Source organism: Roseovarius sp. YIN77, assembly GCF_057219155.1.
The window spans coordinates 21,747-35,439 of the sequence record NZ_JBXVVI010000021.1; the positions used below are offsets into that span (position 1 = coordinate 21,747).

Genomic DNA, 13,693 nt, shown 5'->3' on the forward strand with positions numbered 1-13,693 from the left:
AGTCGCCAAGGCAGGGAAAATAATGACCGTACCAACGTTGTTAACGATATCCGGGTCGCTTCGCACCGGTTCCGTCAATCGGAAACTGGTGGCAGAATCCGCCAGACTGTTCGGGGTGGAGCCGACCGTCGCCGATCTGAATTTGCAACTTTACAATGGAGATGTGGAGGACGCTCAGGGCATACCCAGCGCCGTTCAAACTTTGGCGGATCAGATTGCTGCTGCTGATGCCGTGGCGATTTCGACCCCGGAATACAATCAGGCCATGTCGGGCGTTCTGAAAAACGCTTTGGATTGGGTCAGTCGGACCAAGGGAAAGCCATGGCTGGACAAACCCGTGGCGATCATGTCGGCAGCGGCAGGTCGGGCGGGCGGCGCGCGGGCGCAATATTCCCTGCGCCTTGCATTGACGCCCTTTCAGCCCCGATTGCTGACCGGGCCAGAGGTCATGATTGCCGGTGCTGCGAGAGAGTTCGATGACGATGGTACGCTGACAAATGAGCGCTATCTCACGACCCTTCAGACCTTGATGGACAGGTTGAGAGCGGAGGCAGAGCGGGATTGAGCCAGCAAGGCGATCGCGATTTGGTATTGGGTGCTGTTGGGCGACAGCAAGTGGCAAGCTGCCAGATCGATCCGGCACGCGCCTCAGCACTATCAGCCGCGCTAGGGTTGGCTGATCGGTTTAGTTATGGCGATCCACTGCCCGCCTTCTTTCATCAGATTTATTTCTGGGATGTTCAGCCGCCTACTGAATTGGGGTGGGATGGTCATACGCGGATCGGGAGTTTCGTGCCTGATTTGGGCCTTCACCGGCGTATGTGGGCGGGGGGGCGACTTCAGTTCAACGCACCGATTTTAGCGGGCATTCACGCGGAAAAACGCTCGACCGTTGTCAGGGTGGATCAAAAGAGCGGGCGGACCGGCCCGTTGGCGATGGTCACGATCCGGCATGAGATTTGGCAACAGGATCAGCTATGTACGATCGAAGATCAGGACCTGATCTACCGGGCGGAACATGATCCGGAGGCACCGACCCCGATCGCGCCTAAGGCCCGCAATGATGAGAAAAGCTGTGAAAGAATGCAGTTTTCCACCACGCTTCTGTTCAGATATTCCGCCCTGACCCTAAATGGGCATCGCATCCATTATGATCAGGATTACGCACAGAATGACGAAGGTTACAGCGGCCTGGTGGTTCACGGCCCGATTTTAGCTCAGATGTTGATGTTGAAAGCGGAACGGGAATTGGGGCCGCTGACAACGTTTTCATTTCGATCAACCTCCCCCTTGATGCAAGGCGAAGAGGCAGATTTTTGTCGGGCCGGACAAAATCTGTGGATACGTGGGGCGGATGGGCGTCAGATTATACGCGCCAGCGGTAAATGGGCATCATAGGTTTGCCTCGACTCTGAACGTCTCTGGAATGCTGTCCTGACCATTCAGAACCAGATCAGCCATCATCCGGGCAATAACGGGGGCCATGCCAAATCCGATTTTGAAACCGCCATTGGCGATGAAATGATCCGTGCGACCGGGCCATGATCCTAACATAGGGGCCCGACTTTTCGCGCGGGGCCGCACCCCGGCCCACCGCTCCAAGACCGGGGCGTCGCGCAAAGAGGGGCAGGTGTCACGGGCTTTGGCGATAATGTCTTCGAGGTCTTGGTCCGTTGACTTCGGATCATCAAAGTCCCGCTCACTGGTGGACCCGATGGCAGTGGTGCCATCGGCATGGGGAATGATGTGCAAACCATCGACAAACAGTTGTGGCATGCCACGGGCGTCATACTCCAACAACGCGGCTTGACCCTTCACACCGTTTCCGACGGGTTGTCGCAATGCCTCTGATAGGTCCAACAGGCCCTGATACCCGGTTGCCCAAACAACGGGCCCAATGTCTGGACTCTCCGCCAATATCTGACCGCCAGATTCTTGAATGGCGGCGGCAAGGCTGGTGCATGCCTGTCGGGGATGCATGCGGGCGCTAAGCGTGTCATGGATTAGCCAACTCGTTGGGGATGAGGGTGCCCAGTCTTCTGCCTGATCTGCGGCAATGACCTGCCACGTTGCTTGGCCCTGCCACAGCGTTTCGGCCTCTGTCGCGCGGGCACGGGCCAATTCAAGCCCGCGCTCATCAGCAATGGGTTGAAGCCGTCCGACGCGACCATAACCGGAAGACTGCCCTGATGCTGCGTCCACCTCGGCCCAGAACACCTCTGCCGTGATCAGGCTGTCGAACTGAACCTGTTTCTTATCATTCCAGTTTTCAGGTGTGTGGGGGGATAGCGCGCCCACCAAACCTCCGCTAGAACCCGCGCCAACCCCGTTTGGATCAATCACACGCACCCGGGCGCCGCGTCGCAGACATTCCCAGGCAATTGACAAGCCAAAAATCCCCGCCCCCCTGATCGTGACATCCGCCATTGCCAAACCTGCGATCCCTGTTAATGCTCACTCCGTTGACCGGGTATTAAGGCATCCCATGAGCAAGGACCAGCAGGCACAGATCGAATGGCGGGATGGGCAGGTGCCGGTCTCTTGTCATTTTGATGACCCCTATTTCTCTATCTCCGATGGTTTGGCCGAAACACGCCACGTGTTTCTGGAGGGAAATGATCTGCCCGCCCGGTTCAAGCCCGACTTTCACATCGCCGAACTTGGCTTTGGTACTGGGTTGAACATGTTGGCGGTGTTAGAGGCATGGCGCGGCTCTGGCCAGTCGGGCACGCTCTATTTCACCTCTTTTGAGGCCTACCCAATGTCAGCAGAGGATATTGAGCGGGCCCTTGTGGCCTTCCCGCGGATCAAGGAAATCGCCCGCCCTTTTGTGGATCAATGGCGGGACGGACATCGCGTGTTTGAAATGCACGGCATGGTGGCCGAGGTTATCGTGGGCGATGCCCGCGAAACCTTGCCCAGCTGGACCGGGCACGCGGATGCGTGGTTTCTGGACGGGTTTGCGCCTTCGAAGAACCCAGAGCTTTGGGACGCGGGTCTGATGCAGGCGGTGGCTGATCACACGTCCCCCGATGGCAGTTTTGCCACCTATACCGCTGCGGGTTTCGTGCGCCGGACGCTGTCTGAGGCTGGATTTGAGGTGACGCGTCGCCCGGGCTATGGTCGCAAACGCCATATGTCTGTCGGGTGGTTGGAGGGGCGGGAATGAACAATTCCAATACCCGACTTGGCATCTGGCTGATGATCCTGACCACATTTGTTTTTGCCACCCAAGATGCGTTGTCGCGCCATCTGGCCAGCAGCTACAATGTCTTTCTGGTGGTGATGATCCGTTATTGGTTTTTTGCTGCCTTCGTCATTGCCATTTCCGCCAGAAAACCCGGCGGCGTCCGCGCGGCAGCGGCAACAAAACAACCCTTTCTGCAAGCTTTTCGCGGTTTGCTGTTGGCGGCAGAGATATGTGTGATGGTGTTAGCCTTCACCTATCTTGGGCTTATTGAAAGCCACGCGGTGTTTATCTGCTATCCGCTGCTGATCGCGGCCCTGTCAGGCCCGGTGCTGGGGGAGGCTGTGGGCTGGCGGCGATGGATGGCGATTGTCGTGGGCTTCGTCGGAATCCTGATCATTTTGCAGCCCGGTTTTGGGGTGTTCTCGCCCCTGGCTCTGATCCCTCTATTGTCGGCCTTCATGTTTGCGCTCTACGGGCTACTGACGCGAAAAGCGGCCCTGAAAGACAGCACAGCGGTTAGTTTCTTTTGGACGGGGACAGTGGGTGCTGTCGGGATGACAGCAGTGGGCGTGTGGTTCTGGGAACCGATGAGCTTGCCGGACTATGGCTGGATGGCGATCCTGTGCCTGACCGGGGCCGGGGGGCATTGGCTCTTGATCAAATGCTATGAGGTGGCGGAGGCCAGCGCGGTGCAACCTTTTGCCTATTTCCAGTTGGTATTCGGTGCAATGATCGGAATGCTGGTGTTTGGCGAAACTCTGAAATGGAATGTGACGATCGGGGCTGCCCTGATCATCGGCGCAGGTATATTTGCCCTTTTGCGCGAACATCGACGTCAGCGTCTGAAGTTACAAACCAGCCGGCGTTGATCGCAATTCCTGTGATAGCCTGATCCGGTCGGCCTCTCCGGACAGTCGGACCCGATAGACGGGAAGCGATTCCATCACGCGCATCACGTAGTTTCGCGTCTCTTTGAACGGAATATGTTCGATCCAGTCGACCGGGTCGATGTCATCCTGCCTTGGATCGCCAAACCGTTCGATCCAACTGTGCACCCGGCTTGGCCCCGCATTATAGGCCGCTGCGACCAGAACATAGCTGCGGCCGAATTCTTCGGTCAGCTCCTCCAGATACGCTGTGCCCAGTTGCGCGTTGTAGCGCCAATCGGTCAACAGCGCTGCTGGTTTGTAGTCAACACCAAGATTTCGGGCGACGCCCCGCGCGGTGGCGGGCATCAACTGCATCAGGCCCCGGGCCCCGGCCGGGCTGGTGACGCCGGTGTCAAACTCGCTTTCGCGCCGTGCGATCGCCAGGGCGAGTTCGGGAACGGTGGACAGCTCTTCGTCGATCAACGGATGTTCAGGGAAGTAAGAGCCGATCAGAACATGGCCCTGCTGCGCGGCGTGTTTTCCGATGCGCACAGCCAAATGTGGCTCTTCCAGATCAAGGGCCATGGTCCCAAGCTGGCCCAGTTCGGTTCGGCTCAACCCTTCGGCCACATGCAGTAGGAACCATTCAGCAAGGTTCAGTTCATCCGCCTGCTGAAACAACAGCGCCGCCTGTGTGACGGGATTTTGTAGGAAACTAGCCTGTTTCCAATCCGGGAAAGTTTCATTGTCCACCAGCTCGTTGTCAAAGGACATTCCGGATCGTTCTGCGGCAAGCAGGCCGTAAAAGCTGGTCTGGTATTCAGCAGCGAAAGCAAATGCGATCTGAGCTTCGTCATAATTGCCGAGCGCCTCTTGAGCCAAGCCCTCCCAATATCCTGCGCGTCCCAGGCTGATCGGGGTGAAAACCGCCGCCCGGACCCTGCGAAAATGTCTGAGCGCGGTCTCAGGATCATTGAGCTTGCGCAACGCCAAATACCCAGACAGCCACTCAAGATCAGAATAGGCGCTGCCGCTGGTCAAATGATGTGATGATGCAAGCGCATAAGCGTCGCGGGGGTGGCCATCGCGCATAAGAGCGCGCGCAAACTGACGCCTGTGACCGGCCCATCGGGATGGCTGGCCAAGGGTGTCGGCGCTCTGACTGCGATCGCGCAGCAGCTCCAGCGCTGTTGCCTCTTTTCCTTTGCGGATGCGCCACAGGAACCGCTCATAAGCCAGTCCGGGATGATCGGATAATGATGCAGGAACCGCACCAATCAAATCATCAACCCCGCGGCGCGTCTTGCGCAAACCGATCCGCGCGGATGCAAGCTTTTGCCAATCTGCACCGACATGGGGCAAAAATGCCTTGGCACTGTCCGTGTCACCCGACCACAACAGCATATCCATGCGCTCAACGTTATGAGGCCGCAACACTTCGTCATATTCCGCCAGAAGATGCGTGACCTCGCCATTTGTCATGGCCATGGATTGCCAGGCATCAACAAGCAGTTGGTCGGCGTGTTCGTCTTGGCCGGATTGACGCAAGGCGCGTGACAGATGATAGGCTCCATTTGCGGTTTGCGGGGACGCATCGCGAAACAAAGCCAAAACATCGTTTGCAGAGCTATTATGCGTCAGAGTTGCCTCGCCTTGGCGTCGAACCTTGTCCAGACCAGGCCAATTTGCATTCCGACCTAGAAAGTTCAGATAGTCGGCTAGCTCGCCTTCGCCGGCGCGCAATTGCCGCCAGGATACGATATCGCGTGCCACAGGGCTGATCCGGCGGGCCGCGACATAGGCGGCATCCCATTCATCGGCCCGAACATGTTCCATGACCGGGACAAGCGGCGCTTGCTGTGCAAGTGACACAGAGCAGCCAAAAAAGCAGAAAATCAGGGCAGTCAGCAGTCTGCGCACGTCAATGACCTTTCACATCCCGCCCCCTTAGGCATCAGATTTTAGCGCACCCCCCCTTTCCTTCAATGCAAAATCTTGGCAAGGGAGCCGAAGCTGGCTAGGTTCCGCCGAGTTTTACCCCTGTGCGACTCAGTTTGCACGTCACACTTACGAGAAGGATGCGTATCATGTTCAAAGGGTCTTTTCCCGCTCTGATCACGCCGTTCAAAGACGGCCAGCTGGATATTGATACGCTCAAGAAACTGGTTGAATGGCACATTGCCGAAGGATCCCATGGTTTGGTGCCTGTGGGAACCACAGGTGAGAGCCCAACATTGAGCCATCGTGAGCATGAAACCGTTATAGAAGAAGTGGTTAAGGCCGCTGCGGGCCGTATTCCGGTGATTGCCGGGGCCGGGTCAAACAACACCGCCGAAGGCATTCGTCTGATCCAGCATGCTGAAAAAGTCGGCGCCGATGCGGCACTGGTTGTGACCCCGTATTACAACAAACCAACTCAACGTGGCCTGATTGCCCATTTCACCGCGCTGCATGACGCCTGTAATCTGCCCATCGTGATCTACAACATTCCAGGCCGGTCTGTTGTCGATATGTCACCATCAACCATGGGCGAATTGGCAAAATTGCCGCGAATCATCGGGGTCAAAGACGCCACAGGTGATATTGCGCGCGTGTCGCAGCAACGTGCCACTTGTGGTGCGGATTTTGTCCAAGTGTCTGGCGAGGACGCGACCGCGCTGGGTTTCAACGCCCATGGTGGTGTGGGCTGTATCTCGGTCACGGCCAATGTTGCACCGCGTCTGTGTGCAGAGTTTCAGGAGGCCACGCTAGCCGGAGATTTTGCCAAAGCGCTGGAATATCAGGATCGGTTGATGCCACTGCACGAGGCGATTTTCGTCGAACCGGGACTTGTTGGGGCAAAATACTGCCTGTCGCAGCTGGGCCATTGTTCGGACGAGGTGCGCTTGCCTTTGAGTGGGTTGCTGGATAGCACCAAATCCCAATTGGATGCCGCCATGCGCCATGCTGGTTTGATCAACTGATCATCGGACATATCTGAAGTGTTGTGAACCGGGTCAAAGTTTGACCCGGTTTCTTTTTCAACCTTTGTGGTCACAAAATCGTTGGGCCGGTTGCAAAACACCCCTGATCCTTTCAGAAGAAAGGAAAAGCAGGGAACCCATAATGCTGGATGGTGTCGCCAGAAAAGTCATTGATCCGATCCTGAATCTGGCAGGCCCGGTATTGGCGCGCCGGGGGGTTACTGCAAATCAAGTTACGCTGATAGGTCTTGGTCTGGGATTGCTCGCCGCTGCGATGATTGCACTAGGTGTGGTTGGTGCGGCGCTGATCCCCTTGCTGGCCAGCCGTGTTGCGGACGGTTTAGATGGAGCGGTCGCGCGCGCCACGCAGAAAACCGATTTTGGCGGCTATCTGGATATTGCGGCTGACTTCCTGTTTTACGGGGCAATCCCAATGGCATTCGTCTGGCTGGACCCCGCCGCCAACGGCATGGCCGGGGCGTTTCTGTTGGTCAGCTTTTACTTTAACGGCACAAGTTTTCTGGGCTTCGCCATCCTTGCCGAAAAGCGCAAAATGGAAACCAGCGCGCGCGGGGTGAAATCGCTATATTTCACCGGCGGTTTGCTGGAAGGGACGGAAACCATCGCGTTTTTCGCAGCGCTTTGCGTGTGGCCAGACCATTTCGCCCCCATGGCGTGGGCGTTTGGGACATTGTGTTTTGTGACCGGGTTTTCCCGGATCGCGCTGGCGCAAAAGGTCTTTCCCGCAACGAACTCTCTACCTGACAAAAATGATGCCACACCCGGCAAATCGGAGGATATTTGATGAAAAACTGGATTGCCGCGGCCCTAACAGTCGCGACAACATCTGTCGCGGCCGCAGAACCCGATCCTGCGGATTGGCCCGCCGTGTTAGAAGAGGCGCGCGGCCAGACCGTCTATTGGAATGCCTGGGGTGGGTCACAGCAGATCAATGAATTCATAAATTGGCTCGGCGATCAGGTTGAGGAACGCCACGGCGTCACGGTCGAACATGTCAAGCTGACAGATACGGCAGATGCGGTCAGCCGGGTTGTGGCGGAACAGGCGGCCGGGCAGGATCAGGGTGGCGCGGTCGATCTGATCTGGATCAACGGTGAAAACTTTGCATCGATGAAACGCCAGGGGCTGCTATTTGGGCCATGGGCCGAACACATCCCCAGTTGGCAATATGTGGATGTGGATGGCAAAGCCGCGGTCATCAATGATTTCACCACCCCGACAGAGGGGTTAGAGGCGCCATGGGGCATGGCGCAAGTGGTGTTTATCTATGACAGCGCGCGCCTGACTGAAACGCCATCCTCCATCCCTGCGCTGATTGATTGGGCGATCGCCAATCCCGGACGGTTCACCTATCCTCAGCCACCGGATTTCTTGGGGTCCACCTTCCTGAAACAGGCGTTGATCGAATTGACTGCAGATCCTGCGATCCTGCAAACACCTGTGGATGAAGCCGATTATGATGCGGTCACGGCCCCATTGTGGACGGCGCTGGATCGGTTGACACCCGCCTTGTGGAGAGAGGGGCGCGCTTATCCGCAGAACGGATCGCGCCAGACGCAATTGATCGCGGATGGAGAGATTGACATTGCGATCACCTTCAACCCGAACGAGGCTTCCAGCGCGATTGCTAATTTCGAGTTACCCGAAACCGCGCGGACCTTTGTCTTGAAAGGTGGCACATTGGGGAACGCGAGCTTTGTTGCCATCCCTTACAATGCCAATGCCAAGGCCGGTGCGATGGTGCTGGCCAATTTCATCATGTCACCTGAGGCGCAAGCACAGATGCAGGACCCGGATGTCTGGGGCCTGAGCACGGTACTGGATTTGGACAAATTGCCGGCCGAGGATCGCGCACGGTTTGATGCGCTGGAACTGGGCATCGCGACCCTGTCCCCGGATGAATTGGGGCCAGCCCTGCCAGAACCGCATGCCAGTTGGATGGTGCGGTTGGAGCAGGATTGGGTGGCGCGTTACGGCGTTACAGAATGATGACAACGGCTTTGCCATGCCGGGAAACAGCGCATGATTGCGTGAGGTATAAGGCTTGGCAAGTCAACTGGGAACTCTGGCCATGAGCCCGCCAAAGACAAGAAAACGCGGCCTGCATTTGTTGCCGAGTTTAACCGTTCTGGTGATGCTGGGCCCGGTTTTGGCGGGCCTTGCCGGGACAATTGGCCCGGCGCTTGGGTGGATGGATCTTGGCGGCGCACGTGGGTCGATCACCAGCGCTGCACTCAATAATCTGTTCGATTGGCCGGGGCTTGTTCCCTCTGTCCGGCTGAGCATTTCCACGGGATTTTTGGCCACGGTATTGTCGCTGTCGATCGTGATTTTGATTGTGGCCGGGTGGCAAGGGAGCCTTGTTTTTAAGGCTTTGGAGCGGCTTTTGTCACCATTATTGTCGGTTCCGCATGCAGCTGCGGCCTTTGGGATAGCCTTTCTAATCGCGCCTTCGGGCTGGATCAGCCGGGCGATTTCCCCGTGGCTGACCGGATGGGATCGCCCGCCAGATCTGTTGATCGTTCAAGACCCGTTGGGCCTGTCGATGGTCGCGGGATTGGTTGCCAAAGAGGTGCCATTCCTTTTGCTGATGACGCTGGCCGCGCTGGGGCAGGGACGGACCGCGCAATCCAGACTGGTGGCAACCACCATGGGCTATTGTCGGATAACCGGTTGGTTGAAAACAATATTTCCAGGTGTTTATGCCCAAATCAGGCTGCCGGTTTATGTGGTTCTGACCTATTCGATGTCGGTTGTGGATGTGGCAATGATCCTGGGGCCGAACACGCCGCCGATGTTGTCGGTGCAGATCGTGCGCTGGATGTCTGATCCTGATTTGGCGCTTCGTTCGACGGCGGCGGCAGCCGCATTGCTGCAATTGGGGTTAGTCATTTCAGCGCTGATCCTGTGGAGGCTGGGCGAAATCCTGGTGGCATATTGGGGTCAGATCTGGATCTGGCAAGGCGGTCGGGGGGCAAAAATTGCCGAGGCTGCATTGCGGCGGTCCAGCGTCGGTATTGCGTCGGTGTTGGCTTTGGCCATCATTCTGGGGTTGATCGGGCTTGGCGTGTGGTCTGTGGCCGGGTTCTGGGCCTTTCCGGATGTGCTGCCCGATCAACTTTCCCTGCGTAGTTGGACACGGTTGGGCGTCGGCCTGTGGGGACCGGTGGGGGAAACCGCGCTGATTGCCGGTGTCGCAACTCTGTGTGCGCTTATCCTGACCATCGGCTGTCTGGAGGCTGAATATCGCTATGATCTGCATCTCAGCCAGCGTGGGCTGTGGTTGATCTATCTGCCATTGCTGATCCCTCAGATCGCCTTTCTGCCGGGATTGCAGATCTTGATGTTGCAGATCGGGGCCAGTGGCGGGCGAATTGCGGTGATCATGGCCCATGTGGTGTTTGTCTTGCCGTATGTGTTTTTGTCGTTGTCAGCCCCCTTTCGGGCCTGGGATGCGCGGATGGGGCAGGTGGCCAAAGGACTTGGTGCCGGGCCGGACAGGGTGTTGTGGGCTGTCCGGATGCCGATGTTACTGGCCCCGGTTTTGACCGCCGTGGCGGTGGGGCTGTCGGTTTCGGTTGGTCAATATTTGCCAACGCTTTTGATCGGTGGCGGGCGCGTGCAGACATTGACGACAGAGGCATTGGCCCTGGCATCGGGTGGGGATCGGCGTGCGATTGGGGTGCTGGGCCTCATGCAAACTGCCGCGGCTTTGTTACCCTTTACCGTTGCGATATATATGCCGCGCCTCATTTGGCGGCACCGAAGAGGAGTGTTGCATGGCTAATTCGGGATTGCATCTGGCCGGTTTGCGGGTCGCCCTGAACGGGGCGGTATTGGCGGAGATCGAGGCGCATGTCGCACCGGGTGAGGTGCTGACGATCATGGGGCCCTCTGGCTCTGGCAAATCGACCATTCTGTCGGTGATCACCGGTATGGTTGATCCTGCTTTTGAGATCAGCGGTCAGGTTCTGCTGAATGGCACCGATCTTGCGGGCCAGCCGACAGAGGCCCGGCGGATCGGTATTCTGTTTCAGGATGATCTGTTGTTTCCGCATATGTCTGTGGGCGGCAATCTGGCCTTTGGTCTGCATCCATCGCTGAAAGGGCGCGAGGCCCGGCGGGCACGAATTGACGATGCGCTAACTGAGATCGGGATGGACGGCTTTGCTGATCGTGACCCAGCCACCTTGTCCGGCGGGCAGCGAGCGCGGGTTGCCCTGATGCGGGTGTTGTTGTCAGAACCTCAGCTCTTGTTGCTGGATGAGCCGTTTTCCAAACTAGATACGGAACGGCGCGATAAAATCCGGCAACTGGTTTTCGGCCATGCCAAACGGCGCGGGTTGCCTGTTGTTTTGGTGACCCATGACAAGGCGGATGCACTGGCAGCTGGCGGGCGGGTTGTGACGTTGGCTGGCGAAGTGTGAGTCAATCCGTATCTTCAGCTTGTGTGCTGCCTAGGCGTGATACGATTGCCAGTTCCAGTTCTGCATTCAACTCTTTGGCGCGATCGATATAGGGCTGATTCTGACCCACAGGAATGGCCGGATCCCACACTTGTGCCAATTCTTTCAACGAATAGCGATCAAGATCATAAAACGCCTTTTGATGTTCGGCGGCCTCAAATTCCGACAAGCCGGAATTTTCCAGAACATAGCGACCGGCGCGCATTGAACTGTCGAACATTTCGCGCACGATATCGTCAGCCCCGGCGCGATAGAGTTCAAATGTGTGCAGGCGGTCATAGGCGCGGGCGACGATGTGCAGATCTGGCCGCATACGCTTTGCATAGCTGACCAATTGAACGGAAGCCTCGCGATTGTCTACAGCAACAACGAAAACCCGGGCATGATCAAGGCCCGCCGCGTGCAACAGATCGGGGCGGGTGGGATCACCAAAGAAGCCCTTGAATCCGAAACTGCGCATCAGCTGAATGGTTTTCAGATCATGGTCCAGAACCGTTGTTTTGTGCCCCGCCAATTGCACCATGCGGTTGACCACCTGACCAAACCGGCCGACACCGGCAATAATGATCGAGGTTTGTTCATCAATCTCGTCATGCTCGGGGTCTTCGTCTGTGTCTTTGATCCGAGAGGACAAATATTCATACAGAATGAAGAAAAGCGGCGTCAGCATCATCGACAGGGCAATGATCAAGAGCAGCTTTTGCCCCAAATCCGTGGGGATGACATTGCGTTGCAAGGCAAAGCTGGACAGGACGAATCCAAATTCACCCGCCTGCGCCAGACCCAGGGTAAAGAGCCAGCGATCGCGCGACTCCATCTTAAAGAACCCGCCGAGGGAATAGAGGACCAGCCCTTTCAGGATCATCAAAAGGATCGCCAGCCCCAGGATATCGCCGAGATCGCTCCACAGTGCGGTGACATTCATGCCTGCCCCGACCGTGATGAAAAAGAGCCCCAACAAAAGCCCCTTGAACGGTGCAATGTCAGATTCAAGTTCGTGCCGGAATTCAGAGTTGGCCAGCATTACACCGGCCATAAAGGTTCCAAGCGCGGGCGACAGGCCGACAAGGCTCATCAAAAAGGCAATACTGATCACGATCAACAGCGCCAGCGCCGTGTACATTTCCCGCAGGCGCGCGTGATGTATAAAGCGAAAGATCGGGTTGACCAGATAGATGCCCGCCAGAATGATCGCAGCGACGGCCCCCAGCGTGACCAGCGTCACACCCCAGCCAGGCAAGCTTTCGATAAAGCTGCGGGCCGCTTCTGCCGGGCCATCTGCCCCGTGGCCGGCGCCATGGCCGCCACTGTCCCCATGCCCGCCAAAGGTGTTGTGGATGCCACTGATGGCCAGAAGTGGAATGAAGGCCAACATCGGGATGACCGCGATATCCTGGGTCAGCAGGACGGAAAAGACAGACCGGCCACCCTGGGTGCGCATCAGACCCTTTTCAGACAGGGTCTGCAGCACGATCGCGGTAGAGGACAGCGACATGATCAGCCCGATGGCCAGCGCAACGGGCCAGGGCTGGCCCAACAACACGCTGACCCAGGTGACAAGCAATGTGGTGCAGATGATCTGCAATCCGCCCATACCGATCAGCCGGTCGCGCATATCCCATAATGCCCGCGGTTCCAGTTCCAGCCCGACCAGAAACAGCATCATCACCACGCCAAATTCAGCGAAATGCTGCAGATCTTGTGTCTCGCTGCCGACCAGCCCGAAGACCGGACCAATCACCACCCCGGCCAGCAGGTAACCCAGCACCGATCCCAACCCCATGCGAGAGGCGAGCGGAACCGCGATCACTGCGGCGAGGAGATAGATCGTGGCCTGAAACAGAAAGCTTTCCATTAAATCCTCATGTTGGTCGCGGAGCGCCCGCTTTGCATTGGTCCATCACATTCTGTCTTTGTACACGTGCAACGGGTCCATGCGGCAGCAATAGTTTGTGAATCAATGTGTTGAGCGCGGGTAAATCCCGGCAATAGACACGTAACAGATAATCAGATTCACCGGTCATCGTCCATGCGCTGATACTTTCCCGGCGTTGCTGTTCCAATCGCGGCAAACTTTGCGATGTATTTTCATGGGTTCACCATAAATCGCGAACGCCCCGCGGTTCAACAAATTAAAGTGACTTAATCGTTTAATATCAGCATCATTCAAGCGCCGATGTTTTC

12 protein-coding genes and 1 pseudogene are annotated in these 13,693 nt (G+C 57.1%); 9 read left to right on the forward strand and 4 right to left on the reverse strand.

Annotation, left to right across the window (positions count from 1 at the left end; all coding sequences use genetic code 11):
• The first annotated feature begins 22 nt into the window (after nucleotides 1–22).
• Both AC2D8P_RS14550 and AC2D8P_RS14555 read left to right on the forward strand, forming a co-directional pair.
• Nucleotides 23–565 carry an NADPH-dependent FMN reductase gene (locus AC2D8P_RS14550; protein ID WP_484703526.1) on the forward strand — a complete coding sequence of 181 codons (543 nt, stop codon included), beginning with the start codon at nucleotides 23–25 and terminating at the stop codon, nucleotides 563–565.
• Nucleotides 562–1,398 carry an HTD2 family dehydratase gene (locus tag AC2D8P_RS14555; protein ID WP_484703527.1) on the forward strand — a complete coding sequence of 279 codons (837 nt, stop codon included), beginning with the start codon at nucleotides 562–564 and terminating at the stop codon, nucleotides 1,396–1,398. Before AC2D8P_RS14550 ends, AC2D8P_RS14555 begins: the two co-directional genes overlap by 4 nt.
• Here AC2D8P_RS14555 and AC2D8P_RS14560 read toward each other — a convergent pair.
• Complete coding sequence (locus AC2D8P_RS14560) at nucleotides 1,393–2,433, reverse strand: NAD(P)/FAD-dependent oxidoreductase (protein ID WP_484703528.1); 1,041 nt, start codon at nucleotides 2,431–2,433, stop codon at nucleotides 1,393–1,395. The genes AC2D8P_RS14555 and AC2D8P_RS14560 overlap by 6 nt on opposite strands.
• A gap of 52 nt (nucleotides 2,434–2,485) precedes the next feature.
• Here AC2D8P_RS14560 and mnmC2 point away from each other — a divergent pair, with 52 nt between their 5' ends.
• Nucleotides 2,486–3,169 carry a tRNA (5-methylaminomethyl-2-thiouridine)(34)-methyltransferase MnmC2 gene (mnmC2, locus tag AC2D8P_RS14565; protein WP_484703529.1) on the forward strand — a complete coding sequence of 228 codons (684 nt, stop codon included), beginning with the start codon at nucleotides 2,486–2,488 and terminating at the stop codon, nucleotides 3,167–3,169.
• Nucleotides 3,166–4,059 carry a DMT family transporter gene (locus AC2D8P_RS14570; RefSeq protein WP_484703530.1) on the forward strand — a complete coding sequence of 298 codons (894 nt, stop codon included), beginning with the start codon at nucleotides 3,166–3,168 and terminating at the stop codon, nucleotides 4,057–4,059. The genes mnmC2 and AC2D8P_RS14570 overlap by 4 nt, the downstream gene beginning before the upstream one ends.
• Here AC2D8P_RS14570 and AC2D8P_RS14575 read toward each other — a convergent pair.
• On the reverse strand, nucleotides 4,039–5,979 hold the full coding sequence (locus tag AC2D8P_RS14575; RefSeq protein WP_484703531.1) for a lytic transglycosylase domain-containing protein: 1,941 nt from the start codon (nucleotides 5,977–5,979) through the stop codon (nucleotides 4,039–4,041). The two genes, AC2D8P_RS14570 and AC2D8P_RS14575, sit on opposite strands and share 21 nt — an antisense overlap.
• Before the next feature lie 167 nt (nucleotides 5,980–6,146).
• Here AC2D8P_RS14575 and dapA point away from each other — a divergent pair, with 167 nt between their 5' ends.
• The 5 genes from dapA to AC2D8P_RS14600 all read left to right on the forward strand — a co-directional run bounded on the left by dapA (nucleotide 6,147) and on the right by AC2D8P_RS14600 (nucleotide 11,470).
• Nucleotides 6,147–7,022, forward strand: coding sequence for a 4-hydroxy-tetrahydrodipicolinate synthase (dapA, locus tag AC2D8P_RS14580; RefSeq protein ID WP_484703532.1), 876 nt, complete (start codon nucleotides 6,147–6,149; stop codon nucleotides 7,020–7,022).
• Nucleotides 7,023–7,164: 142 nt separating this feature from the next.
• Complete coding sequence (locus tag AC2D8P_RS14585; protein ID WP_484703533.1) at nucleotides 7,165–7,827, forward strand: CDP-alcohol phosphatidyltransferase family protein; 663 nt, start codon at nucleotides 7,165–7,167, stop codon at nucleotides 7,825–7,827.
• Nucleotides 7,827–9,032 (forward strand): ABC transporter substrate-binding protein, encoded by a 1,206-nt coding sequence (locus AC2D8P_RS14590; RefSeq protein WP_484703534.1) that lies wholly within the window; start codon nucleotides 7,827–7,829, stop codon nucleotides 9,030–9,032. The genes AC2D8P_RS14585 and AC2D8P_RS14590 overlap by 1 nt, the downstream gene beginning before the upstream one ends.
• An 82-nt stretch (nucleotides 9,033–9,114) precedes the next feature.
• The gene (locus AC2D8P_RS14595; protein ID WP_484703535.1) at nucleotides 9,115–10,830 is read left to right on the forward strand and encodes an ABC transporter permease; all 1,716 of its coding nucleotides are present in this window, start codon (nucleotides 9,115–9,117) and stop codon (nucleotides 10,828–10,830) included.
• Nucleotides 10,823–11,470, forward strand: a complete 648-nt coding sequence (locus AC2D8P_RS14600) for an ATP-binding cassette domain-containing protein (RefSeq protein ID WP_484703536.1) — start codon at nucleotides 10,823–10,825, stop codon at nucleotides 11,468–11,470. The genes AC2D8P_RS14595 and AC2D8P_RS14600 overlap by 8 nt, the downstream gene beginning before the upstream one ends.
• A gap of 1 nt (nucleotide 11,471) precedes the next feature.
• Here AC2D8P_RS14600 and AC2D8P_RS14605 read toward each other — a convergent pair whose 3' ends face one another.
• A complete protein-coding gene (locus AC2D8P_RS14605) occupies nucleotides 11,472–13,364 on the reverse strand; it encodes a monovalent cation:proton antiporter-2 (CPA2) family protein (RefSeq protein WP_484703537.1) in 1,893 nt (630 codons plus the stop codon).
• A gap of 7 nt (nucleotides 13,365–13,371) precedes the next feature.
• Nucleotides 13,372–13,554 (reverse strand): annotated as a pseudogene (locus tag AC2D8P_RS14610) (Lrp/AsnC ligand binding domain-containing protein); the annotation flags it as partial.
• Between the last annotated feature and the right edge of the window lie 139 nt (nucleotides 13,555–13,693).

Coding starts and splice junctions, on each gene's coding strand:
- AC2D8P_RS14600 (WP_484703536.1), top strand. CDS start 10,823: ATGGCTAATTCGGGATTGCATCTGGCCGGTTTGCGGGTCGCCCTGAAC.
- dapA (WP_484703532.1), top strand. CDS start 6,147: ATGTTCAAAGGGTCTTTTCCCGCTCTGATCACGCCGTTCAAAGACGGC.
- AC2D8P_RS14595 (WP_484703535.1), top strand. CDS start 9,115: ATGAGCCCGCCAAAGACAAGAAAACGCGGCCTGCATTTGTTGCCGAGT.
- AC2D8P_RS14570 (WP_484703530.1), top strand. CDS start 3,166: ATGAACAATTCCAATACCCGACTTGGCATCTGGCTGATGATCCTGACC.
- AC2D8P_RS14550 (WP_484703526.1), top strand. CDS start 23: ATGACCGTACCAACGTTGTTAACGATATCCGGGTCGCTTCGCACCGGT.
- AC2D8P_RS14605 (WP_484703537.1), bottom strand. CDS start 13,364: ATGGAAAGCTTTCTGTTTCAGGCCACGATCTATCTCCTCGCCGCAGTG.
- AC2D8P_RS14590 (WP_484703534.1), top strand. CDS start 7,827: ATGAAAAACTGGATTGCCGCGGCCCTAACAGTCGCGACAACATCTGTC.
- mnmC2 (WP_484703529.1), top strand. CDS start 2,486: ATGAGCAAGGACCAGCAGGCACAGATCGAATGGCGGGATGGGCAGGTG.
- AC2D8P_RS14585 (WP_484703533.1), top strand. CDS start 7,165: ATGCTGGATGGTGTCGCCAGAAAAGTCATTGATCCGATCCTGAATCTG.